The sequence below is a fragment of the Selenomonas ruminantium subsp. ruminantium ATCC 12561 genome (assembly GCF_000424065.1).
GTDB classification, from domain to species: Bacteria; Bacillota; Negativicutes; order Selenomonadales; family Selenomonadaceae; genus Selenomonas_A; species Selenomonas_A ruminantium.
This window is the reverse complement of record NZ_AUJE01000004.1, coordinates 1-22261: the sequence shown is the minus strand read 5'-3', so window position 1 is coordinate 22261 and position 22261 is coordinate 1. Positions and strand designations below refer to the sequence as shown.

Annotated in this window: 22 protein-coding genes; 17 read left to right on the top strand and 5 right to left on the bottom strand. The window is 50.7% G+C overall.

The window, feature by feature from the left end; translation table 11 throughout:
- The first annotated feature begins 13 nt into the window (after nt 1-13).
- The 14 genes from cybH to G598_RS0102810 all read left to right on the top strand — a co-directional run bounded on the left by cybH (nt 14) and on the right by G598_RS0102810 (nt 11491).
- Nucleotides 14-709 (top strand): Ni/Fe-hydrogenase, b-type cytochrome subunit, encoded by a 696-nt coding sequence (gene cybH / locus G598_RS0102875; RefSeq protein ID WP_026765662.1) that lies wholly within the window; start codon nt 14-16, stop codon nt 707-709.
- 206 nt (nt 710-915) lie between these two features.
- A complete protein-coding gene (locus tag G598_RS0102870; protein ID WP_026765661.1) occupies nt 916-1161 on the top strand; it encodes a cation transporter in 246 nt (81 codons plus the stop codon).
- Between the two features lie 114 nt (nt 1162-1275).
- Complete coding sequence (gene hypA, locus G598_RS0102865; protein WP_026765660.1) at nt 1276-1617, top strand: hydrogenase maturation nickel metallochaperone HypA; 342 nt, start codon at nt 1276-1278, stop codon at nt 1615-1617.
- On the top strand, nt 1617-2276 hold the full coding sequence (gene hypB / locus G598_RS0102860) for a hydrogenase nickel incorporation protein HypB (protein ID WP_026765659.1): 660 nt from the start codon (nt 1617-1619) through the stop codon (nt 2274-2276). Before hypA ends, hypB begins: the two co-directional genes overlap by 1 nt.
- Before the next feature lie 2 nt (nt 2277-2278).
- A complete protein-coding gene (locus tag G598_RS0102855; RefSeq protein WP_026765658.1) occupies nt 2279-2869 on the top strand; it encodes a HyaD/HybD family hydrogenase maturation endopeptidase in 591 nt (196 codons plus the stop codon).
- 274 nt (nt 2870-3143) lie between these two features.
- Complete coding sequence (locus G598_RS0102850) at nt 3144-3380, top strand: HypC/HybG/HupF family hydrogenase formation chaperone (RefSeq protein ID WP_026759518.1); 237 nt, start codon at nt 3144-3146, stop codon at nt 3378-3380.
- Nucleotides 3377-4501, top strand: coding sequence for a hydrogenase formation protein HypD (hypD, locus tag G598_RS0102845; protein WP_245582739.1), 1125 nt, complete (start codon nt 3377-3379; stop codon nt 4499-4501). The genes G598_RS0102850 and hypD overlap by 4 nt, the downstream gene beginning before the upstream one ends.
- Nucleotides 4491-5498, top strand: a complete 1008-nt coding sequence (gene hypE, locus G598_RS0102840; protein ID WP_026765656.1) for a hydrogenase expression/formation protein HypE — start codon at nt 4491-4493, stop codon at nt 5496-5498. The genes hypD and hypE overlap by 11 nt, the downstream gene beginning before the upstream one ends.
- 88 nt (nt 5499-5586) lie before the next feature.
- Nucleotides 5587-6009, top strand: coding sequence for a hypothetical protein (locus G598_RS0102835; RefSeq protein ID WP_026765655.1), 423 nt, complete (start codon nt 5587-5589; stop codon nt 6007-6009).
- 61 nt (nt 6010-6070) lie between these two features.
- Nucleotides 6071-7009: a cation diffusion facilitator family transporter gene (locus tag G598_RS0102830; RefSeq protein WP_026765654.1), complete on the top strand. Its 939-nt coding sequence runs from the start codon at nt 6071-6073 to the stop codon at nt 7007-7009.
- 72 nt (nt 7010-7081) lie between these two features.
- Entirely contained in the window at nt 7082-8005 is a 924-nt protein-coding gene (locus G598_RS0102825; RefSeq protein WP_026765653.1) for a hypothetical protein, read from the top strand.
- Between the two features lie 97 nt (nt 8006-8102).
- Nucleotides 8103-8552, top strand: a complete 450-nt coding sequence (perR, locus tag G598_RS0102820; RefSeq protein WP_026765652.1) for a transcriptional regulator PerR — start codon at nt 8103-8105, stop codon at nt 8550-8552.
- Nucleotides 8553-8749: 197 nt separating this feature from the next.
- Nucleotides 8750-10144 carry an MBOAT family O-acyltransferase gene (locus G598_RS0102815; RefSeq protein ID WP_026765651.1) on the top strand — a complete coding sequence of 465 codons (1395 nt, stop codon included), beginning with the start codon at nt 8750-8752 and terminating at the stop codon, nt 10142-10144.
- Nucleotides 10145-10153: 9 nt separating this feature from the next.
- Nucleotides 10154-11491: an alginate O-acetyltransferase AlgX-related protein gene (locus G598_RS0102810; RefSeq protein ID WP_026765650.1), complete on the top strand. Its 1338-nt coding sequence runs from the start codon at nt 10154-10156 to the stop codon at nt 11489-11491.
- A gap of 13 nt (nt 11492-11504) precedes the next feature.
- On the opposite strand, the gene cobT is transcribed toward G598_RS0102810, so the two are convergent.
- The 3 genes from cobT to G598_RS0102795 form a co-directional block, all read right to left on the bottom strand.
- A complete protein-coding gene (gene cobT, locus G598_RS0102805; protein ID WP_026765649.1) occupies nt 11505-13424 on the bottom strand; it encodes a nicotinate-nucleotide--dimethylbenzimidazole phosphoribosyltransferase in 1920 nt (639 codons plus the stop codon).
- Nucleotides 13421-15607 (bottom strand): Tex family protein, encoded by a 2187-nt coding sequence (locus tag G598_RS0102800; protein WP_026765648.1) that lies wholly within the window; start codon nt 15605-15607, stop codon nt 13421-13423. Before G598_RS0102800 ends, cobT begins: the two co-directional genes overlap by 4 nt.
- 83 nt (nt 15608-15690) lie before the next feature.
- Nucleotides 15691-16737, bottom strand: a complete 1047-nt coding sequence (locus tag G598_RS0102795) for a Fic family protein (protein ID WP_026765647.1) — start codon at nt 16735-16737, stop codon at nt 15691-15693.
- A gap of 183 nt (nt 16738-16920) precedes the next feature.
- Between G598_RS0102795 and G598_RS20225 the strand changes: the two genes are divergently transcribed.
- Nucleotides 16921-18288, top strand: a complete 1368-nt coding sequence (locus G598_RS20225) for a M15 family metallopeptidase (protein ID WP_245582738.1) — start codon at nt 16921-16923, stop codon at nt 18286-18288.
- A 53-nt stretch (nt 18289-18341) separates the two neighbouring features.
- Here the strand turns inward: G598_RS20225 and G598_RS0102780 are convergent, their stop codons facing one another.
- Both G598_RS0102780 and G598_RS0102775 read right to left on the bottom strand, forming a co-directional pair.
- Nucleotides 18342-19721 (bottom strand): alanine/glycine:cation symporter family protein, encoded by a 1380-nt coding sequence (locus G598_RS0102780; protein WP_026765646.1) that lies wholly within the window; start codon nt 19719-19721, stop codon nt 18342-18344.
- A 109-nt stretch (nt 19722-19830) separates the two neighbouring features.
- Nucleotides 19831-21600, bottom strand: a complete 1770-nt coding sequence (locus G598_RS0102775) for a MutS-related protein (protein WP_026765645.1) — start codon at nt 21598-21600, stop codon at nt 19831-19833.
- Between the two features lie 104 nt (nt 21601-21704).
- On the opposite strand from G598_RS0102775, the gene G598_RS0102770 reads away from it, so the two are divergent.
- Nucleotides 21705-21872, top strand: a complete 168-nt coding sequence (locus G598_RS0102770; protein ID WP_026765644.1) for a hypothetical protein — start codon at nt 21705-21707, stop codon at nt 21870-21872.
- A gap of 117 nt (nt 21873-21989) precedes the next feature.
- On the top strand, nt 21990-22261 hold a 272-nt coding region (locus tag G598_RS16860; RefSeq protein WP_037363057.1), incomplete at its 3' end, for a helix-turn-helix domain-containing protein.

Genomic DNA, 22261 nt, shown 5'->3' with positions numbered 1-22261 from the left:
AAAGGAAAAAGCTATGAAAGAAGTAGTTCGCAGGGAATATTACCTGTTTAGTCCTTGGCTGCGGATCTTTCATTGGATTATGGTGGTAGCCATCTGTGTGCTGTTTGTTACAGGCTTGATGATTACCAGCCCGTGGATTATCTATTCGTCTGAGCCGACGTTCTCCGGCATGACCGTGGATAATATCCGCAATATCCATTTTCTCGCAGCCTATCTGTTCAGTGCTTCCTTTATCTTTAAAATCTATGGTTTCATCATCAATCGTGGTGACCGGTTGTTCCCCCATGTATGGAAGGGATATTTCTACCGTAATACCGTAGATGTGGCAATGCACTATATGTTCCTGAAGGCAGAGCATGCGTCCTATCTGCGTAACCCGCTGGCGCGCTGCTCTTATGCGTTCCTGTATGTGTTGGTGCTTATCGAGATTATCACCGGTTTCGGCATTTACTATATGACGGACCCGTTTGGTATCGGCGGTACACTTTTTGGTTGGATTATCCCGCTGTTGGGCGGTGAAATGATGGCACATCTCGTACATCATTATGTAGCTTGGGGTATTATCCTCTTTGCTATCGGCCATGTTTACATGGTTATCCGTGCAGAATTTATGGAAGGTGAAAGTGAAGTATCCTCCATGTTCTCCGGCAGCAAGATCCTGGCGCATGAACCGCGTGATGCAGGTCATCTTGATGGGACGCTGAAGTGATTTAGTTGTTACTTGACCACAATGGGCAAGTAGGGCTAGTGGTTATTGTTAATGCGTAATTTCTGTCCTTTTCTTTGGTGCAAAGAAAAGGACCAAAAGAAACAGCGGACTGAAATCGCATCACGCGATTTACGTCCGCAGGCGCTCATCCATGAGCGCCAGGTGACGGGTACGCATGATTTTTATAATAGAGGAGGATCTGCCCAATGTGTAAAGAGTGTGGCTGCGGGCATGAGGGTGGCGCAAACACCCGTCTGCAGTTTATCGTGCATGGTTATACTGAGGAGATTGCTCAGGAAGTGGAAAAGGAACTTCTGGGAATGCCCGGGGTTCTGTATGTTCACATCCATGCGCATGATGGTGAGACTACGGTGGATTACAATCCGGAGAAGACGAAGCTTGGCGATATTCTGAAGGCTTTGCATGCTCGTGGATTGGATGCCATCCTGTAAATCACAGCTTAGGATTACGCCTTCCCTGCCCTTATTAGTGTTGGCGGGGAAGGCGTTTTCATTATGTGTCGGCTGGGGGAACGCTCCCGAAAGATGCAAACGAGGTGGAAAACTATGCATGAGATGGCCATTGCCGAGGGAATTTTGGATATTGCATTGGATTATGCCAAGCGGAACAATGCGCAGAAGGTCAACGAAGTTGGCTTGCTGCTAGGAGAAATGTCCGGCGTAGAGGTGGACTCCTTGGAATTCTCCTTTAATATGCTGGTGCAGGGCACGATTGCTGAAGGGGCGCAGCTGAAGATAAAACATGTCCCGCTTATCGGCAGATGCAGCAAATGTGGCAAGGAGTTTCATATCGAACATTATGATTTCTGGTGCCCGGAATGTGAAAATGGCGTGCTTACGACTATTTCCGGCCGGGAGATGCAGGTGGAATATTTGGAGGTAGACTGATGGAAATTAAGGTTATCAAAAATATTTTGGGCGAAAATGACCGTATCGCCGCCGAAAATCAGGCGATGTTTCAGGATAAAAAGGTCTTTGTGCTGAATTTCATGGGCTCGCCGGGGGCAGGAAAGACCTCTGTGCTCGAAAAGACCATGGAGCGCCTTAAAGATAAAATCAAGATGGCGGTTATCGAGGGAGACCTCTTTACGAGCAAGGATGCGGAACGTATTGATAAATACGGCGTGCCGGTGATTCAGATTAATACGGCGGGCGGCTGCCACCTCGATGCCAATATGGTGCAGAAGACCGTCAAGGAAATGAATCTGGATGAGCTGGATTTGCTGGTGGTGGAAAATGTCGGCAATCTCGTCTGCCCTGCAGAATTCCCGCTTGGCGAAGATGCCAGAGCAGTGGTGCTCTCCGTGACTGAGGGCGATGATAAGCCCTTAAAGTATCCGCTGATGTTCAAGGAAAGCGAAATCGCCCTGCTGAACAAGGTGGATTTGGCACCGTATTGCAATTTTAATATGGATTCGGCCAAGAAGGATATTACGAGCCTGCACCCGGGCATTGAGGTGCTGGAAGTTTCCTGCACCAAGGGGCAGGGCATTGAAGAATGGTGTGACTGGCTGCTGAAAAAGATTGCCGCCAAGAAAGGACAGTAAGCATGGCTGATGTATTTGCGGCTGGCGGGAAGTCCAGTCTGGATAATGTGCTTTACAAAAACGAAGTGACGATTTTGGGCATCGGCAATGTCATTCTGCGCGACGAAGGTTTTGGCGTGCGGGTGGCGGAATACCTCGACAAGCATTATGAATTTCCTGATTCCGTGCAGATTGTGGATGGCGGTACGCTGGGCATTGAACTCACGCAGTATGTTACGGGTACAGAGAAACTCTTGGTCATTGATTCCATCAATGGCGGGGCGGAGCCGGGCACGACATTCCGTTTTCATAATGATGATGTGATGGAGCATTTTCAGGATAAATTATCGGCTCATGAGGTCGGCATACAGGACGTGCTGGGGCTCTTAACCGTTACGGGGCATAAGATTCCCGATGTGGTGGTCATTGGCGCGCAGCCCTATGATGTGGAGGCCGGCGTTGAGTTGTCGGATGGTATGATGAAACTGCTGCCGCAGATGGTGGAGCAGGCGCTCAAGGAACTCAAAAACTGGGGGATTGAGCCGCGCAAACGTGAGCATGTTGACGATATGGATTACAATAAAGTTGCAGAGGATTTCTCAGCAATAAGATAATGCGTGGTGGCACAGGACGGCGGTCGTATTGTTCCTGCGCTTTGCCGCTTAGCTAAAATTATTTTTGCCTGATGCCTATGAAAATGCCTAAACTCGCTGCGCTCAAACAGTAGGCATTTTCACAGGCGGCAAAAATAATTTCTTAACGCTAAGAGGCAAACGCTTCGGCACAATACGCCCGCCGCCCTGTTTCAAGCAGAAATATATTTGCGTTGACAGTAGTCAGCAAAATCCTTCCCGTTGAGGGATGGATGAAGTGTTAGGAGGTAATACTATGTGTTTGGCTGTTCCTGCCAAAGTAGTTGCGATAAAGGATGCCATGGGCACGGTGGATATTGCGGGAGTGACTCGTGATGTGAGCCTGATGCTGCTGCCGGAGACGAAGCTGGGGGATTATGTATTGGTGCATGCCGGCTTTGCCATGCAGAAGGTGGAGGAGAAGGACGCAGAGGAAACCTATGCCCTGATGGCAGAAATGCGTGGAGCGCCAAGGACGGTGGATAAGCTGTGACGGAAGTTAAGGAGAAACTGACGAAAGCGGAAGAACGGGCTTTTGCCAAAGAACTTGTGCAAAAAATCGGTGAACTGGCTGCATCGACCGGTCGCAAATTGCGGTTTATGGAAGTCTGTGGCACGCATACGGTGGCGATTTTCCGCGCAGGCCTGCGGCAGATTTTACCGGATTCGGTGGAGCTTGTATCCGGCCCCGGTTGTCCTGTCTGTGTGACGCCGGACGATTATATGGATAAGGCCATTGCCTACGCTCAGCGTGATGATGTGATTATCGCGACCTTTGGCGATATGCTTAAAGTTCCCGGTTCCAAGTCCAGTCTCAATGAAGCGAAAACCAATGGTGCGGATATCCGCATTGTGTATTCGCCGCTGGACAGCATTCAGATTGCCAAGGACAATCCGGACAAGAAGGTTATCTTTCTGGCGGTGGGCTTTGAGACCACGGCACCGACGGCGGCCGCTACGGTGCTCGCGGCTGAGCAGCAGGGGATAACGAACCTATACATGCTATCGGCGCAAAAACTGGTGCCACCGGTGATGGAAGCACTCTTAAACGATGAAGAAGTCCATGTGGACGGTTTTATCCTGCCGGGGCATGTATCGGTGGTCACGGGAACAGGTGTATATGAGCCGGTAATCGGCAAGTATCACGTGCCGGGCGTGGTTACAGGCTTTGAGCCGTTGCAGATTTTGCGCGGCCTTTACCGTTTGGTGCAGCAGGTGGCAAACGGCGAAGCCAGGGTGGAAAATGAGTACACCGATGTGGTAAAGACCGAGGGTAATCCCGTATCCATGGCGATTACCAATAAGGTTTATGAGCCCTGTGATACAAGCTGGCGCGGCATGGGGATTGTGCCCCTGTCCGGGCTCAAGATGAAGGCTGATTATGCGGCCTTTGATATTGAGCAGGTTTTGCCGCTGGAAGTAGAGACAGTGGTGAAAAAGACCGCTTGCCGCTGTGGCGAGGTTTTGCGGGGCATTGTAACGCCCAAGGAATGTCCGCTGTTTGGCAAGGCCTGTGTGCCTACGCACGCTATCGGCCCTTGCATGGTGTCGGTGGAAGGTGTATGCGCGGCCTGGTATAAATATGGTCAGGGGAGGTTTGAATATGGCAAATGATAAAGTGACCCTGGCCCATGGTGCCGGGGGCAAGGTGAGTCAGGAACTGATGGAGCAGGTTATCCTGCCGGCCTATGGCAATCCGGTTTTAAATACCCTGCATGACGGGGCTTTGGTGGAGATGAAGGGCGAAGTGGCCTTCACCACGGATTCCTATGTGGTACAGCCTTTATTTTTTGCGGGCGGCAATATTGGCAAGTTGGCCGTCTGTGGCACGGTCAATGACCTGTCGATGACGGGGGCCATTCCGCGTTATCTGTCGGTAGGCATGATTATCGAGGAAGGTTTTCCCATCAAGGATTTGCAGACCATCGTGAGTACGATGAAGAAGATGGCCGATGAAGCCGGCGTGGTCATTGCCACCGGCGATACCAAAGTGGTGGAGAAGGGCAAGGCCGACGGCATTTTCATCAACACGGCCGGGATTGGCGACAAGATTCCCGGTACGCATATCAGTCCGGAAAACGTCAAGCCGGGCATGAAGGTGATTCTCTCCGGCTATATCGGCGACCATGCGGCGGCTATTATGGCAGGGCGCCACAATATCAATCTGCCCGCCAGTGTGCAGACAGACTGTGCGCCGCTCAATAAAATGACCCAAGCCATGCTCGAAGCCGCACCGGATATTGCGGTTATGCGTGACCCGACTCGCGGTGGTGTGGCGGCAGTGCTCAATGAGATTGCCGCAGCTTCGCATTGCGGTATTTTGATTGACGAGGATGAAATTCCTATCCATCCTGAAGTGCAGGGCGTCTGCGATATGCTCGGTTTTGATCCGCTTTATTTAGCTAATGAGGGTAAGTGCGTGGCCTTTGTGCCCGCAGAGAGTGCCGAAAAGGTGCTCAAGGCGATGCGGACAAGTCCTTATGGCCAGGAGGCCAGAGTCATCGGTGAGGTTACGGCCGAGGCCCCGGGAACTGTTGGCTTGCGGACAGGTATTGGCGGAATCCGGGTTGTGGATATGCCATTGGGGAATATTGTGCCGCGAATTTGTTGATTTTTTTATGGCAAAATTTGCATAAAGGCGTTATAATGAATTTTGTTTAGATGATGTTCAATATGAATTATAGAAAGAAGCGGAATAGATGAGATTAAGGCGGATTTTGCCATTGTTTTTAGGTGTTTGGTTATTGGCAGCCACCACGGTTTTTGCAGAAAATATGCAGTTTGTAGATGCTGTAGGGCCCACGGGATATTATGTAGATGTGGATTCCATATCGTATTCTACGACTACGGAAATGCAGCCGAATAATGCGAAAAAGACGTATGACTTGGTGCAGGCACAGGTGGCTGTGATTAAGGCTCGTACGAACCGCCGTTATATTTACCAGATGCAGTTTAACAAGGAAAAAATGGTCTATCGGATTCTGTCGTCCAAGGTACAGGTCTACGATAGCAAGCAGTTTGTCGAGCAAACGGAAGAAGCGACGCCGGAATTGCCTTTTGTGGCCTCCTCGCCTATGCAGACCGTAGTGGATTTTATCTACGAGCAGCCGCGCAACAAGTAAATGTTTAAAGTCTCCTCCAAATCGGGGGAGACTTGTTTTCGTATATAGAAGGGAGCCTCCTATGACTGAAATCGATGTGCTAAAAAAAGATACAGCGTATCTATCCATTATTTCCAACACAGTGCTGGTGCTGTTGAAACTGGTTGTGGGAATTTGGGTAGGGGCAGTGAGTTTGATTTCGGAGGCGCTCCATTCCAGTGTGGATTTATTGGCCTCCCTGATTGCCTTCTGGGCGGTGAAAAAATCCGTAACTCCGCCGGATTTGGAACATGATTATGGTCATGGCAAATTTGAGAACTTGTCTGCCGCAGTAGAAGCCCTCTTGATTGTGGCGGCTGCTGGAGGAATCGTCTATGAGGCCTTTGAGCATCTGGGGCAGGATAACGTGCCGGAAATGCTGCATTTTGGTGTGGCCATCATGCTGGTATCCATTGTAATCAACCTGCTTGTATCGCAGAAATTGATTTCTGTAGGAAAACTTACGGAATCGCAGGCGTTGGAGGCCGATGGTCTGCATTTGCGGGCCGATGTCTGGACTTCCGTGGGCGTTATGCTGGGCCTGATTCTGATGGAATTTACCGGCTGGGCCTGGCTGGACGGAGCGATTGCCATTGTGGTGGCCCTCATTATTTTTCGGGAAGGCTGGAAAATGGTCGTGAATTCCACTATGGAACTTACTGATGTGAGTCTGCCGGAGGAACAGGAAAACCGGATTATGGCCATTATTGACAGCATACCAGAAGTCAAGGGCTGTCACTGCCTGCGCACCCGCAAATCTGGTTCCTATAAGTTATTGGACGTACATGTGCTCTTTGATGGCAATATGCATCTGGCCCATGTACATGCTATCTGCGATGAATTGGAGGAAAAAATTCATGCGGAGTTTGGTGCTTTCGATATTCTCATTCACCCGGAGCCGGCAGGCAATCATGAACCGGAAACTAAGGCTGAGCAATATGAGCATGCAAAAATGCAGGAAAAACAGGATGTTTCTAACTGATTTTTAAGAAATAACAGCTAAAATATGGTAGAATAATCAGGGAGAAGATGAAACGAATGGAGGAACGAATTTATGAAATTCCGTAAAGTATGTGCGCTGTTCCTGTCCGCGATGCTTTTGGTGTCATCTGTGGGAATGGCTAGTGCAGCAACCCCGGAAACGGTGCAGGCAAAACTTTCTGCTGTGGAGAAGGATACTTATGGAACAGAGCAGACTGGTGCACTTTTAGACCGGATAAACAAATTGGAAAAAGATTATAACGGCAGTCATAATACGGGCAGTATGATGGCCCGGGTGGATGCCCTTTATGATGAAGTGTATACGAATGGAGGCAAGCCTTCCATACTGGCACAGCTCAATGCTATTGAATGGAACATCGACCATGAAGTGAGCATGAACTCCGTCGAAAAGCGTGTAGCAGATATGGAAATGACCATTAACGGTCAGACCAATGAGGGAACATACAAAAAACGGATTCAGGCATTGGCATCTGCTTCCTTTGGCACTGTGGATCTGCCCATGGAACAGGTCAATGTACCGAAGAATACGCTGATTAAAGTAGCTCTCGTTGACCCCGTGAATACCAAGAATTTGAAAAAGGGCGATACGCTTCGCTATAAGGTTGCTGCTGATGTTATCGTAAATGGCAAGCTGGTTTTTGCCAAAGGTGAGCCGGGGGATGGTACTGTTTTGAAGGTTAAACAGGCGCGGAACTTCGGCCGCAATGCCCAGCTGCAAATTGACTACAAGCAGACTAAATCCATTGATGGTACTTATGTGGCAACCTTTGTCGGAGAGGAAGCCAAAAAGGAAATGAAGAATCTGGCCATGGCGGCTGGTGCCAGTGTAGCGGGGATGGTTCTTCTCGGCCCCATCGGCATCATCGGCGGTGCCTTTGTCAACGGCAAGAATATCGACCTGCCGGCAGGTACGGAGTTCTACATTCAGACCAAGAATGATACGACGATGTATGGCGTAGTTACGACTGCGGAATAAAGGAAATAAATAGATGCACCTTCTTGACAGGAGGTGCATTTTTATTTAGAATAAATCGCAAAGAAGAATAATTATTTGTTAGTGAGGAAGGAAAACTATGCGTGTAGGATTGAAACCGAAGGAAGTTACGGCGCTTTTGCGGGAGCGTGGTTTCAAGGTCACACCGCAGCGGCTGGCGGTGTATAATGCGCTGGCGCATACTACGGAACATCCCAGTGCCGAAGCCTTGTATCAGGAACTGCTGCCTGATTATCCCACCATGAGTCTGGCTACGGTTTACAAGTCGTTGAATATTTTGTGCGCAGTCGGGCTTGTACAGGAATTGAATGTGGGAGAGGATTCTTTCCGCTATGATGCCCGTATCAGTCCGCATCCCCATATCCGCTGTATGCACTGCGGGCGGGTCGATGATGTAAGGACCCTGCCGACGGCGGATTTTTCGGAGCAGGTAATGGCCGAGACCGGTTATCAGCTTACCGGCCAGCAATACTATTTCTATGGCGTATGTCCGCATTGTCAGCAGGCAATGCTGGCACGGGAAGCCTAAAAGAAAATATTAAAATCAGCAGGAAAACTTTACGGAAAACAGCCCCTGAGAGCAAAAAGCTCTTGGGGGCTGTTTTTTGCCGGCGTTTGTATATCACGGTGCAGTCTGGCAAAGCTTTTCTGCGGCAGGAAGTCGAAGGTGAAATGTCGAATAGGGAAGGATAAATCTAGCGAAAATATTGTAAAGGAGAGGGCGCCGTGGTTTTTTCGTCAAATATCTTTCTATTTATGTTTTTGCCGCTGATTCTCCTGCTCTACTATAACCCCTTTTGCCGGAGCAGGAAGTTTCGCAATATCTTATTGTTGCTGGTAAGCCTTGTGTTCTATGCCTGGGGCGAGCCGTTCTTTGTCTGGCTGATGATTGTTTCCATCGTCGTTGGCTGGCAGGTGGGGCTAAGGATGAGCAGGGCAAAATCGCCAGAAGCGCGCAAGCGCTGGCTTATCTTGGGTGCGGCCTTTCATTTGGGCATGCTGTTTGTCTTTAAGTACCTGACTTTTGCGGCAGCGCAATTAGGGCTTTTGCTGCAGACGGATTTTTCCGCCATTCAGCTGGCATTGCCCATTGGCATTTCCTTCTTTACCTTTCAGCTGCTGTCCTATCTGTTCGATATTTACTATGGCAAGGCGCAGGCCCAGAACAATGTTCTGCATGTAGGCCTCTATATTGCATTGTTTCCGCAGCTTATTGCGGGGCCGATTGTGCGCTATGCCGATATTGAGCGGGAAATCCTTCAGCGGCAGGAAACGCGGCAGGATTTCACGGACGGCATGATACGTTTTATCTATGGTCTTGCCAAGAAAGTACTGCTCGCCAATTATTTTGCCGTCATTGCCCTGGATGCAAGGTTTATGGCTGAGCAGGAACCGCTTTCTGTGGCGGCAGCCTGGCTCGGGGCTATGGCGTATACATTCCAGATTTATTTTGACTTCTCGGGTTACTCGGATATGGCCATTGGCTTGGGGCAGATGTTCGGCTTCCACTTCCGGGAGAATTTCAACTACCCCTATATCTCCCGCAGTGTGACGGAATTCTGGCGCCGCTGGCATATCTCGCTGTCTTCCTGGTTCCGGGATTATGTCTATATTCCGCTGGGGGGAAGCCGCTGCAGCCGAAGCCGTTTGGCACTGAATCTCTTTGTTGTCTGGTCGTTGACCGGTTTTTGGCATGGCGCGAATTGGACGTTCCTGCTTTGGGGCCTGATTTATTTTTGCCTGCTGATTCTGGAGAAGTTCACCGGCTTTGCCGAGCGCCTGGGCGTTTTCGGACATATCTACACCCTGTTGGCGGTCATTATGGCCTGGGTGGTATTTCAATCCCCTGATTTAGCGCAGAGTCTTGCCTATATGGGCATGATGTGGGGGCTGGCTGGCAACCCCCTCTATGACGAGTTGGCGGGGCATTTTCTCTTTGACGGCGGGATAGTTTGGCTGCTGGGGCTTATCTTTTCTCTCCCCATCTATCCGTGGGTGGCAAAACATTGGGCGCTTTGGCAGCCTGTGGTCGAGCCTTGTCTGGCGGTAGCGTTGTTTCTGCTTTCCATTATCGCTACCGTAGCCGGAAATTACAATCCGTTTATCTATTTTAACTTTTGAGGTGCAGCTATGAGCATGCGTGACTATATGATGCGTTTTTGCGCAGGCGTTTTGGTGCTGGCTTTATTGATGATATTCCTGCGCTGGTTTACCGTGGTGGTGCTGATTGAAGGCTGCAAGTGGGATAACGCGCTGACGCAGCTGGTCCTTTGGGATAATTGGCGATTGCCGGAGCGCATCCATCCGCGGGAAAAGGATATTGACTGGGCTGGCCTTTATCCCTTTTTAGAGCCGGAACCGGAGCGGAATCTGTTGGCGGAAATGCGCTATCGGGAAAATAAACTGCGGGAGGAGCAGGCACGGTTTGCCAGTTGGAGCGAAACGTATTTTCCCGGCTATACGGGTATTGTCGAAACAGGCAGGCGCTATGACCAGCTTATTGGCTGGGACATCCGGCCCATAACGACCGGCAGCGTACAGGTGCTGCCGGATGGCTGGCTGTTTTTCCCCACGCTTCCCTTTGACATTCAGGAATACATTGAGGAAACGGCAGGTTTGGCGGATTTTTGCAAGGAGCAGGGAGCAAAGTTCCTGTTCGTGCCCAATCCGCCGGCCTTGGACGAAACGAGCGATGGTGAATTCATCGGGAAGGTGGATTTTAGCCTGCAGAAAAAAGATGCGATGCTGCAGGGCTTGCAGAACCGCGGCATAGACACCCTTGACCTCTATCCGCGCATGCAGGCGGCTTTTTCGGATAGGTCCTATCATCAGCTGTTCTTCCGCACGGACCATCATTGGCTGCCGACCACAGGTTTGTGGGCTGCGGGGCAGGTTGCGGACTGGCTGAAAGAGGCAGCGGGTGTACCCTTGCGAGAGGAACTTTTGCAGCCGGAAAACTACTGGCAGGAGCAGTTTCCAGTCTATTTTCTAGGCAGTCAGGGAAAGCGGCGGACCAGAGTTTTGGCAGAGCCTGATGATTTTATGCTTCTTTATCCCAAATTTTCTACGAGCTTGCATTATGAAATTCCGGGGCTGGGCATTGACACCTATGGCGATTTTTCCGTCACCTATGACAGGCATGAGGTGGAACGGAAGGATTTTTATGGCTCCAATCCCTATGCGGCCTATAATTATGCTGACTGCTCCCTGATTCATATCGAGAACTTTGCCAAGGAGGCTGCGGATGTCAAAATTCTTCTGGTGAAGGATTCCTTTGCCAACAGCGTGGCGCCGTTTCTGGCGCTCTGCGTGAAGCAGATGGATATTCTTGACCCGCGCTGGTTCAAGGGCAGTATCCGCAGTTATATAAAGAAAAACCAGCCCGATATCGTGCTGGTTATCCACACGATGGGGCTGGATTATCCGTTGGAGCGTGATTCGCATCAGGATGATTATGATTTCCGCTGACATGCTTTTGTGTTTAGTTCTGTTGACGCTCTGCTCCCGGGCCGTCGCTGGCGATAGCGACCTTGCTTTCGGCGAAGGTGCGCATATAGTTCAGCATGTAGAGGGAAGCTTCGGCAATATCCATGCCAAGGCCCGCGATAAGTCCGCCGGACAGGGCGCAGTCTGCTTTCACAAGCAGGGGCTGTACATGGAGGATATAGGGGCGTACTGCAGGACAGAGCAGCTCTGTATAGCGGGCGATGATTTCGCTGGCTTCGTCATCTAAGATGATAAAGGCACTGTTATGGGCGGCAGCGATGATGGCGCCAATCATCGCCCCAATAAAGGGCTGCACGGCTTCCGGTGCATGGGCGAGGAATTCATCGGCAGGATACTTTAGGCTGCCATCGGCGTTTAAGAGTTCCTGCCGCAGAAGTTCTGCCGTTGTGCCGAAGGGCGCGTGCTCGTCTATTTCGGTCATGGAGAGGCCTAAAAGCGGGTAGGACAGGGATAAAAATTCGCCTTGCTCCCGGCCAAAGTCAAAGGCAGCCGTTAGAGGCAGACCTTCGCGCACATGGGCGATGGTGACATCGGCTTTCGCGCTTTGCGAGCTGGCGGCAGTAAGCTGCATTTGCAGGGGATTGCTCACCTTGCTGGTGAAGCAGAGCAGGGCTCGGTCTAAATCGCAGTTGGGCAGTTCATCGCCCATGATGCCTGCGATTTCCGTAACAATCTGTTCCAATGCGCCCAAACTTTCCAAGGGCTTGACCAGATTATCCAGGCGCTCCTTGCAGGCTTCCATCGCCTGAGTATCCAAATCCTGCATGGTGGAGAGGTAAAAATCAAAGGTTTTGTTGGTGACTTTAGGGGCGAGATTGGGCATATAGGCTTGCTGGAACGGCGTTTCCACCGGGTCATGGGGCAGATGGCTAACGACATCCCAAAGGTTCAGCATGGCTTCGAGTTCGCGGGCGAGAATGGAGCTGCCGCAGGCTTCGCCGAGGCGCAGGTCGAGGTGCAGTATCGGCGTAAGGCCGAGTTTTTCGAGGGCAAAGCCCTGCGCAGGTTCGCCGCCGCGATGCGAAGGCAGGAAGTAATCTACGCAATCCGGTGCCAGCCTCTGCGCAATCAGGGCGGCGGCGGCACAGTTGGAGCCGTCCAGGATTACCGCTTTATGATGCGCGGCAAAGCCCAGCATGAGTCCTGCAATGGCGCCGAATTCAAAGCCGCCGACTTTGGCCAGTACATCAATAGCATCCGTGTTATCTGGCTGATTGAGGCTTAATGCTTTTTCGACAATGGCAGTCTTTTTAGCCAGCCGTTCATCGGATATATTCGTACCGCGGCCTGTGACTTCGGCCGCCGTTTTTTTGCAGATAGCCGCACAGATGGCAGCGCTGACGGTGGTGTTGGCAATGCCCATTTCGCCGGGCAGCAGGCAGTCAAAACCTTCGGCAATGAGCTTTTCAGCCAGTTCAATGCCCTTTTCAAGGGCGGCGATGGCCTGCTCGCGGCTCATGGCCGGGCCTTGGGCGATATTATCTGTGCCGTTGCCAATCCGGCAGTCCAATAGCCCCGGAATATCGATGTTATCTGCCTTGATGCCGAAGTCGGCGATAAAGATTTCGCTGTCGGCAAAATTGGCAAAGGCATTGGCGGCTGCCCCCTGACCAATCAGGTAGCTCTTGGTCATCTGCAGGGTGGTTTCCTCCGGATAGGCGCTGACGGCTTCGGAGGCAACCCCGTGGCTGGCACAGCAGATAACCGTGCATTTATCGGGGGCGGCAGGGTGCATTTCGCCGGTTATGGCCAGATATTTGAGCAGCAGGTCTTTGAGCAGCCCCAGTGAATCTTCGTCGCCTTCCATAACCTTGGTCAGCTGGGCGGCTGCCTGCTGTGCTAATTCGTGATTGGCCGGCTCAATGGCGGTAAGTGTTCTATTTAACAAACTCATCCGATGTTCTCCTTCGGTACTTGTTTTAAGGACAGGCCGATACGGTTGCGGCTCTCGTCAACGCTGATGACCATGACTTTGATGATATCTCCGACAGCCAGCACATCGAGCGGATGCTTGATGCGTTTCTGACTCATTTCGGAAATATGGATGAGACCGGCAGTTTTGAGGCCGATATCGACAAAGGCACCAAAGTCTGTGATATTGCGCACTGTACCCCGCATAATGCTGCCTTCCTTGATGTCGGAAAGCTTCACAACTGCCTGACGGGTAAGCGGTGCCGGCAGGTCTTCGCGCGGGTCGCGGCCCGGTTTTACAAGGGCATCGAGAATATCCTTGACCGTAAGTTCGCCTGCGTCCAACTCCTTGGCTAACTTAGCGCAGTCAGCAAGTTTGGCCTTGGCCGCCAGCATGGCCAGTGCATCTTTATCGTTGAGGTCATTTAAGCTAAAGCCCAGGCGCGCCAACAGTTTTTCGGCCAGTTCGTAGGATTCCGGATGAACCGGGGTGTTGTCCAAGGGCGATTTGCCTCCCGCAATGCGCAGGAAGCCGGCACACTGGGTAAAGGCGGCCGGACCCAAACGGGGCACTTTCAGCAGCTGCTTGCGGCTCGTGAAGATGCCGTTTTCATTGCGGTAAGCCACGATGTTTTTGGCAATGGTGGCGTTGATGCCTGCGATATGTTTGAGAAGTGCGCCGCTGGCGGTGTTGAGGTCAACGCCCACATGGTTTACCGTGCTTTCGATGGTGGCATCGAGGGTCGCACCCAGTTCCTTTTGGTTGACGTCATGCTGATACTGCCCTACGCCGATGGCTTTGGGGTCGATTTTGACCAGTTCGGCCAGCGGGTCCTGAATGCGGCGGGCAATGGATACCGCGCCGCGGATGGTGACGTCGTATTCGGGCAGTTCTTCCTTGGCCAGTGCCGAAGCGGAGTAGACGGAGGCGCCGGCTTCGTTGGTAATCAGGTAATGCACATCCGTCAAGTGGTTGTCGGCAATCAGCTGGGCCGTGAACTGCTCCGTTTCGTAGGACGCCGTACCGTTGCCTATGGAAATCAGCGTGATATGATGTTTTTTTATGAGGCCCAGTACCGTTTTGGCAGCGGCGGCTTTCGCCCCTTCGCTCTGCGTTACCTGAATTACACCGTGGTCGACCACATGGCCGGTGGCATCGACAACGGCCATCTTGCAGCCCGTGCGATAGCCCGGGTCAAGGCCCAGTACGGTATGACCGGCAAGGGGCGCCTGCAGGAGCAGCTGTTTTAAGTTCACGCCAAAAATCTTGATGGCCTGTGCTTCGGCATCTTCGGTGAGCTGGCTGCGGACTTCGCGCTCCAATGCCGGGAACAGTAGGCGTTTCCAGCCGTCCTCGATAACGGCTTTCAAGGTTTCATCCCATTTTGAGGGCGCCTTGCTGATACGGCGGAAAATTCGGCTTTGGCAGTCCTCGGCGTCAATCGTGACATGGACTTTGAGACAGCCCTTGGCTTCGCCGCGGTTAATGGCGAGAATGCGGTGAGAAGGCAGCGTATGAATAAGCTCGCTGTAATCCTTGTACATGGCAAAGGTGTCGGCTTCTTCAGCATCCTCCACGAGTTCCGTTTCGATATGGCCGTTGTTCCAAAGGCGGGTACGCATATTGGCGCGCAGTTTGGCGTCCTCCATGATAACTTCGGCGGCAATATCCATAGCGCCCTGCAGGGCATCTTCGGCGGTGGCAACTTCCTTTTCTTCGTTGATGTAATTGCCTGCTTCTTCCAAAGGCGTACCGTTGATTTTTGCCTGTTCCAGCATCATCTGAGCCAAAGGTTCCAAACCGCGCTCGCGGGCAATCTGGGCGCGGGTGCGCTTTTTCTGCTTATAGGGCAAATAGAGGTCTTCGAGTTCCTGTAATTTTTGTGCCTTTTCGATGGCGGCTTTGAGTTCATCGGTCAGCTTGCCCTGTTCCTCGATTTTGCCGAGGATTTCTTCCTGCCGTTTGACGAGATTGCGCAAATAGGTCAGGCGTTCTTCGAGCGTACGCAGCTGCTCATCTTCCAGCGCACCCGTGGCTTCTTTGCGGTAGCGGGCAATAAACGGCACGGTATTGCCTTCGTCCAACAGCTCGATGGCGGCCGAGGTCTGCTTCGGTGTCACGCCAAGTTCCTTGGCGATAAGTACGGGAATATCATTTATTTGCATGGTGGGCACCAACTTTCTTGTTATTGAAACTTATCTTATCATTATAACGCCATTAGCGGCACTTTGCATTCTTGTATAGCGGATTATTTTAAATGAATATAGCAGGTTGAACGTCCACTTCCTTCACGTTTTAGATAGCCTTCAGCCACTAACTTCCGCAAAGCTCCTTCTATGGAACTTACACTAAGCGATGGGCAGAGTTCGCGGATATCCTGTTTGGAAAAACGCCCCAGTTTTTGCAGAGACGCCTTACGAACCATTTCCAGCGCAGATGTTTTCATTTCCACAATGGAGAAGCGGTCTTCAAAATCCCGATAGGCGGCAATAATCGTGCTTAGAATGTATTTGATGAAGGGGACAACATCTTCATTGCCTTCATGCCAGCCGTGTTGGGACTGCCTGAGTGCATCATAATAAGCATCTTTATGGTTAGCTATTTTGGCTTCCAAGGATATGTACTTCCCCACATAGAAGCCGCAGCGATAGAGCAGCAGTGTGGTTAAGAGTCTGCTCATGCGTCCGTTTCCATCATTAAAAGGATGTATGCAGAGAAAGTCGTGAATGAAAATGGGGATAGCAAGCAATGGCTCTGCTTCGGCATTGCCAATCACATAATTGTACTCGGCACAGATTTTATCGAGCGCTTCGGGTGTTTCGAAGGGCGCAAGCGGCGTGAACAGAATTTCTGTATGTCCGTCAGGGTAAGTGGCACTGATGTAATTTTGCACATTCTTCGTGCGCCCCCCCATAGGATTATTCATATGACTGTAAAGAATTTTATGGAGTTGCAGGATAAAATTCTGTGTGATGGGAATGGCATCGAAATTTTCGTGAATGATATTCAGCACATCGCGATACCCGGCGATTTCCTGCTCGTCCCGGTTTTTTGGCGTGGTCTTTTCTTCGACCAGCTGTCGGATGCGTGTACTGGTGGTTACAATACCTTCAATGGCATTGGATGCTTCTGTACTTTGAATTTTGGCGATTTCTACCAGTTTGGCTAGTTCTGCAGGTCGTTGTTTCAAGTAAAGTTCCTGTTTGCCTGCTGCTTTATATATTGCGGCAATGTAGCCGAGTATTTCGGAATCCCAGGTCATGTCCCTGACTTTTGCATAATTAAATGAACGCATTCCCTTAACACCTCCTTCTTTCCCTTATATTATAGTGATATTTAAGGGAAAGGTAAAGAATAAAGGGAAAGAAATAGCCGATAATTATTGTAAACAAAAATATCTTGGCAATAGGAAGGATTTGAGTTGTTTTTGTCGAAATAGAATTAGGCTAAATTTGATAGGATATTCAAGGAGGTTTTTATGGGGATGAAATCTTTTTGGAGCAGGCTTATCCTGCCGATTATGTTCTTGGGCTTGTTGCTGGTGAATCTTACCGGAACAGTCAAGGCTGAAGAACGGAATGTGAATCCGCTGGATTCTTCGGATTTTGTGGTGCTTTCGGATGTGGTGCCGGACATCATTCAGGAAATCCGTTATTTCTCCACCTATAATTTTGTGGGGGAACGCATAACGGGGTATCAGGAGCCGTGTGCGCTGATGACGAAGGAAGCGGCGTTGGCACTGAAAGAAGTTTCCGATGAGGTGAAGGCCAAGGGTTACCGCCTGAAAGTCTATGATGCCTATCGTCCGCAAAGGGCTGTTGACCATTTTGTGCGTTGGGCTGAGAACTTAGGCGACAAGCGCATGAAGGACTACTTCTACCCGCAGGTCGAAAAGAACAGCCTGTTTGCTGACGGCTATATTGATGCCAAATCCGGTCACAGTCGGGGCAGCACGATTGACCTGACGCTTTTCGATATGTCCACAGGCAAGGAAGTGGATATGGGCGGCACCTTCGACTATTTTGGTGAACTTTCCCATCCTGACTACAAGGGCAATCTGACGGAACAGCAGCTAAAGAACCGCAGAATCCTGCGGGAAGCAATGCTGCGCCATGGCTTTAAGCCGCTGGATACGGAATGGTGGCACTTTACGCTGAGAAACGAACCTTTTGCCAATACCTATTTTAACTTCCCGGTGGAAAAGCTGCCGCAGTCCAATCTGACGATGCAGGCTTCGCCGCAGTGGGTGAAAAACCTGCCAGCAGCCAAGACCGCTCAGCAGATGGTGGTCGTTGGTGCGGTAGGTGAGACTACAGCCTGGGTTTCCCTGCATGAAAAAGACGCGCAGGGCCAATGGCAGCAGCTTATGAGCACGCCGGGCTATATCGGCAAAAATGGCTTGGGCAAGACCAAAGAAGGGGACGGCAAAACCCCTGTGGGAACGTTCCATTTTACGGATGCTTTTGGCATTGCACCTGACCCAGGCTGCGCGATTTCCTACAAGCAGGTGGATGAAAACATTTACTGGTCTGGTGATGACCGTCCGGGAATGAAGTACAATGAAATGGTGGATGTCCGCCAGAATCCGTCACTCAACAAGGCGGCCAGCGAACACATTATGGATTATAATCCCGAATATATTTACTGCCTGAATATCAGCTACAATGAACAGGGAACGCCGGGCAAGGGCTCTGCGATTTTCCTCCATTGCCTGGGCAATAAAAAGCCGCAAACCGGTGGCTGCGTAGCTATTCCCGAAGCGAAAATGCGCTACATTTTGCAGCAGGTAAAACCGGATTGTGCTGTTGTTATTGATTCGCTAGGTAATCTGGGCGGCAGCCTTTAATTTACGCATACAAAAAAATCCGTGCCAAGCGGCACGGATTTTTTTGTGCTTGTTTATTCAGCGACTATGGTGGAATCCGAGTCCTCGTCTAATTCTCCCTTGCGGGCGAGATAGCTTTCGGTTTCTGCCACAACTACACCAGAGAGTGCAATCAGGGCAATGAGGTTTGGAATAGCCATCAAGCCGTTGACGATATCGGCCAGAATCCAGATGGCTTCGAGCTTCAGGAACCCGCCGCTGGCAATCAGGGCGATGAAGATGATGCGATAGGGCATTACGCCTTTGGTGCCAAAGAGGTAGATGCAGGCGCGTTCACCGTAGTAGTTCCAACCTAAGATGGTGGTGAAGGCAAAGAGCACCAAAGCGATGGTCAAGAGGCTGCTGCCCAAAGTACCATAAGCGGAAGCAAACGCCGCACTGGTCATGGCTGCGCCGGCAGCATCACCCTGCCAAACACCCGTGAGTACGAGAGCCAGACCCGTCATGGTGCAGATAATCAGTGTGTCGATAAAGGTACCCGTCATGGAGATAAGACCCTGCTCGGCAGGTTCCTTGGTCTTGGCTGCGGCTGCCGCAATCGGCGCAGAGCCAAGGCCGGATTCGTTGGAGAACACACCACGGGCGATACCATTCTGCATGGCCATCATAATGGTGGAACCAGCAAAACCGCCAGCGGCTGCTGTACCCGTGAAGGCGGATTCAAAAATCAAAGCCACAGCGGCAGGAACCCCATCAAGATTCATGGCGATAAGCCCCAGGCTGATGGCGATGTACATAACGGCCATAAAGGGAATGACTTTGGAAGCGACCTTGGCAATGCTCTGCAACCCGCCGATGGTGATGGCAGCAATGAGAATCGTGAGCACTGCACCTGTGAGCACCTTGGACAGGCCAAAGGAAATTTCCGCACTATCCACAATGGCGTTGACCTGCGGAAAGGTGCCGATACCGAAGTACGCAACGAGAATGGTTGCCGCAGCAAAGAAGGTGGCCAAAGGCTTATATTTTTCACCCATGCCCTGACGGATATAGTACATCGGGCCGCCGGCGATATTGCCCTTGGCGTCGGTGCTGCGGTATTTTACCGCCAGCAGGCCTTCGGCATATTTGGTGGCCATCCCGAAGAAGGCTGCCATCCACATCCAGAAGATAGCACCGGGGCCGCCGATTTTCACCGCCGTAGCCACGCCGACAATATTGCCTGTACCCACTGTAGCGGCCAGCGCCACGCAGAGGGCTTTGAAGCTCGATACATCGCCTTCGCCGTGGTTTTTGGCTTTGAAAATCAGGGACAGCGCCTTGGGCAGACGTACTACCTGCAAAAGCTTTAAGCGCAGCGTCAGATAAATGCCCGTGCCCACCAACAAGGTGATGAGCGGCGGCCCCCACATAAAGGAGTCGATGGCATTAAGCATAGGGATAAATGATTCCATAGATTGTGTCCTCCTCGCATGATATAAACAAGGCTGTGTCTACTGTGAGTAAACACAGATACATCCCAGATAAGATAGTCCCTATAATATCATACAAAAAAACATTTGTCTACAGAATTCCGGCCATTTTCAATAAATATTGGGCATTTGTCGTCTGACAGCGGCCATTCTTTATTTTATAGTCGAATTTTATCTTGTTGTCCTCGTAATATTCCGCAAAATGATAGTTGGTTACGGGGATTTCATTGGGCGACTGCAAATCGCATAGTTCGAAGTCATGGGTGGAAACCAAAGTGATGGCATAGGGGCGGGTAAGACGTTTTATGGCCTCTTGTGCACCGATGATCCTATCGGCGGAGTTGGTGCCCTTGAAAATCTCGTCAATCGCGATAAACATCGGCTGTTGTTTTTGGCTGAAATCCACCATCTGCTTGATGCGCAAAAGTTCGGCGTAAAAGGTGGAAATACCCTGACTTTGGTCATCGTGCACCTGAATGGAGGTGAATATATGCATGGGGGTGCAGGCAAATGTCTTGGCGCAGACCGGGGCGCCGGCATAGGCCAGTACCAGAGAGCTGGCCAACGTGCGCATGTAGGTGGTCTTGCCGGACATATTGGAACCGGTGATAATGCGGGTTTCTGCCTGCATAGTGCTGTCATTAGGGATAGCTTTTTTTTCGTCAAGCAACAGAGAGGTCAGGCCTTCTGTCTTCAGGGCAGGGGGGCCGGCAAGGAGTTTGGGGAAGGTATAGTTCTCTCTCGTTTGTCCTGCCATCGCCAGCGATATATAGAGTTCCATTTCGGCCCAGCAGTCCAGCCAGTTTTTTAGGTTCTGGGCGGCGTTATCCTGCCAGCGGCCAAAGCGGGCGGCACAATGACAGTCCCAAAGAAACAGGGCATTGCCCAAAACAAAGAAAAAGAGATTGCGGCAAAGATTTACGTGGTCGGCCAGCCGGGCTAATTTCTGTAATGCCGGGGCCGCATCCTGGGATAACGAATCGGCAATGTTTTGCAGGGATTTATTGGTAAAGTTTGTTTCACCCATGAGGATAAATAAATCCTGATAGGCGTGAAGTTCCTGATTGATGGACATCAGAGGGGCAAGTATAGTCTGATTGCGCCGATGAAAAAGCATAGCGATGGCAAACTGCAATAGCACGAACAAGCCAGGGATTTGCCAGTCAAGCAGCTCCATCAGCGCCAATAGGAAGGCAGAAAAAGTGAGGAGGGGAAGAATCCAGGTTGTCCGCTGCAGGGCGTAATTGATAGGCTGGTGGTGTTCACTGTTGATTTCGGTAATCAGCGTGGTGGTGTCATGCCCTACAGGCAGGCGATGGCTGAGGGCTAAAAGTTCCACGCAGAGACGCTGCCGCTCAATCAGTTCAGCTGCCGCTTTTTGCCGCTGGATGATTGTTGCGGGTTGCGGCGGTGTTACCGTCAGTGCCTTGGCCAGCTTATGCCTGCCTAAAGCCGTGCGGCAGCAGCAGAGATATTGGTAGAGAGAGGCTGGGCCAAAGATGTGCAGGTCGATATCCTGGGGGCGATTTTTGGCTAGAAAGTCCGTGCCTTTGTCGGCTGCTTCCTGCCACTTCCCGTTGAATCTGGAATGATATTCGCCAATGACGGCGAGTGTGTTTTGGGTAAGCTGGAGCTGCCTTTTTGATTTATTGTGCTGCCGTACAAGCCAGCTAAAAAGAAAAAGCAGCAAAACAGCCAAAATATCTGCGCCAGTCAGCCCGTCATAGGCACCTGCACAGGCAAAGACAAAGGCGAAAAAACAAATGGTGCGATATACGGTATAATGCGTGGCTTGTTTTTCCACAGCTGTCAACTGGTGCTGTTTTTCCGTTTGCAGATTCACATAAAAATCCTGTTTCATATGGTCACTCCCTAATCGATGCGTTATTATCCTTCATTATACAGTATATTGAGCGTTATCACTAATTTTGCTATAATTGTAAGGAAAGAGGTGGAGAAAGAGAAATGGATGATAAACAGGCGGCCATGGCCCGCTTGCAGGCGCGCATTGATGCCATTAACAAAAGAATGGTCATTGATTCCAATGATTTGGACTATGAAACCCATTTACGCCAAAAGCGGCAGCTACAGCAGATTCTTGACCGCATGAAGGCTTTTAACAGTCAAGCATAACTTATAAAAAGTTGATAAAACCGATAAAAAGTCTAAGCAACCTTACTTTCCGATACAGAAATAGTACAATGCTCATCAAGGCATGGTATAATTATTCGTATAAGGGAGGTGAGTGCGATGATAAAGGCAGTCAGAATAAAACTCCTGCCGAACAACAAACAGCAGACTAAGTTGTTTCAGTTCGCAGGTGCTTCAAGATTTGCCTATAACTGGGCTTTAGATAAGCAGATGGATAATTTCAGGGAAGGCAGAAAACTGCAAAGTGATTATGACCTTCGCAAGGAGTTCACCGTTCTTCGTAATTCTGAAGAATACTCGTGGCTTCTAGGTATATCCAACAATGTCACCAAGCAGGCTATCAAGGATTTGTGCATAGCGTACAAGAACTT

Coding starts and splice junctions, on each gene's coding strand:
- G598_RS0102775 (WP_026765645.1), bottom strand. CDS start 21,600: ATGAAACAGGATTTTTATGTGAATCTGCAAACGGAAAAACAGCACCAG.
- G598_RS0102780 (WP_026765646.1), bottom strand. CDS start 19,721: ATGGAATCATTTATCCCTATGCTTAATGCCATCGACTCCTTTATGTGG.
- perR (WP_026765652.1), top strand. CDS start 8,103: ATGCGTGTAGGATTGAAACCGAAGGAAGTTACGGCGCTTTTGCGGGAG.
- hypB (WP_026765659.1), top strand. CDS start 1,617: ATGGAAATTAAGGTTATCAAAAATATTTTGGGCGAAAATGACCGTATC.
- G598_RS0102870 (WP_026765661.1), top strand. CDS start 916: ATGTGTAAAGAGTGTGGCTGCGGGCATGAGGGTGGCGCAAACACCCGT.
- hypA (WP_026765660.1), top strand. CDS start 1,276: ATGCATGAGATGGCCATTGCCGAGGGAATTTTGGATATTGCATTGGAT.
- G598_RS0102825 (WP_026765653.1), top strand. CDS start 7,082: ATGAAATTCCGTAAAGTATGTGCGCTGTTCCTGTCCGCGATGCTTTTG.
- G598_RS20225 (WP_245582738.1), top strand. CDS start 16,921: ATGGGGATGAAATCTTTTTGGAGCAGGCTTATCCTGCCGATTATGTTC.
- cobT (WP_026765649.1), bottom strand. CDS start 13,424: ATGAGTTTGTTAAATAGAACACTTACCGCCATTGAGCCGGCCAATCAC.
- G598_RS0102800 (WP_026765648.1), bottom strand. CDS start 15,607: ATGCAAATAAATGATATTCCCGTACTTATCGCCAAGGAACTTGGCGTG.
- G598_RS0102830 (WP_026765654.1), top strand. CDS start 6,071: ATGACTGAAATCGATGTGCTAAAAAAAGATACAGCGTATCTATCCATT.
- G598_RS0102850 (WP_026759518.1), top strand. CDS start 3,144: ATGTGTTTGGCTGTTCCTGCCAAAGTAGTTGCGATAAAGGATGCCATG.
- G598_RS0102810 (WP_026765650.1), top strand. CDS start 10,154: ATGAGCATGCGTGACTATATGATGCGTTTTTGCGCAGGCGTTTTGGTG.
- hypE (WP_026765656.1), top strand. CDS start 4,491: ATGGCAAATGATAAAGTGACCCTGGCCCATGGTGCCGGGGGCAAGGTG.
- G598_RS0102835 (WP_026765655.1), top strand. CDS start 5,587: ATGAGATTAAGGCGGATTTTGCCATTGTTTTTAGGTGTTTGGTTATTG.
- cybH (WP_026765662.1), top strand. CDS start 14: ATGAAAGAAGTAGTTCGCAGGGAATATTACCTGTTTAGTCCTTGGCTG.
- G598_RS0102855 (WP_026765658.1), top strand. CDS start 2,279: ATGGCTGATGTATTTGCGGCTGGCGGGAAGTCCAGTCTGGATAATGTG.
- G598_RS0102770 (WP_026765644.1), top strand. CDS start 21,705: ATGGATGATAAACAGGCGGCCATGGCCCGCTTGCAGGCGCGCATTGAT.
- G598_RS0102795 (WP_026765647.1), bottom strand. CDS start 16,737: ATGCGTTCATTTAATTATGCAAAAGTCAGGGACATGACCTGGGATTCC.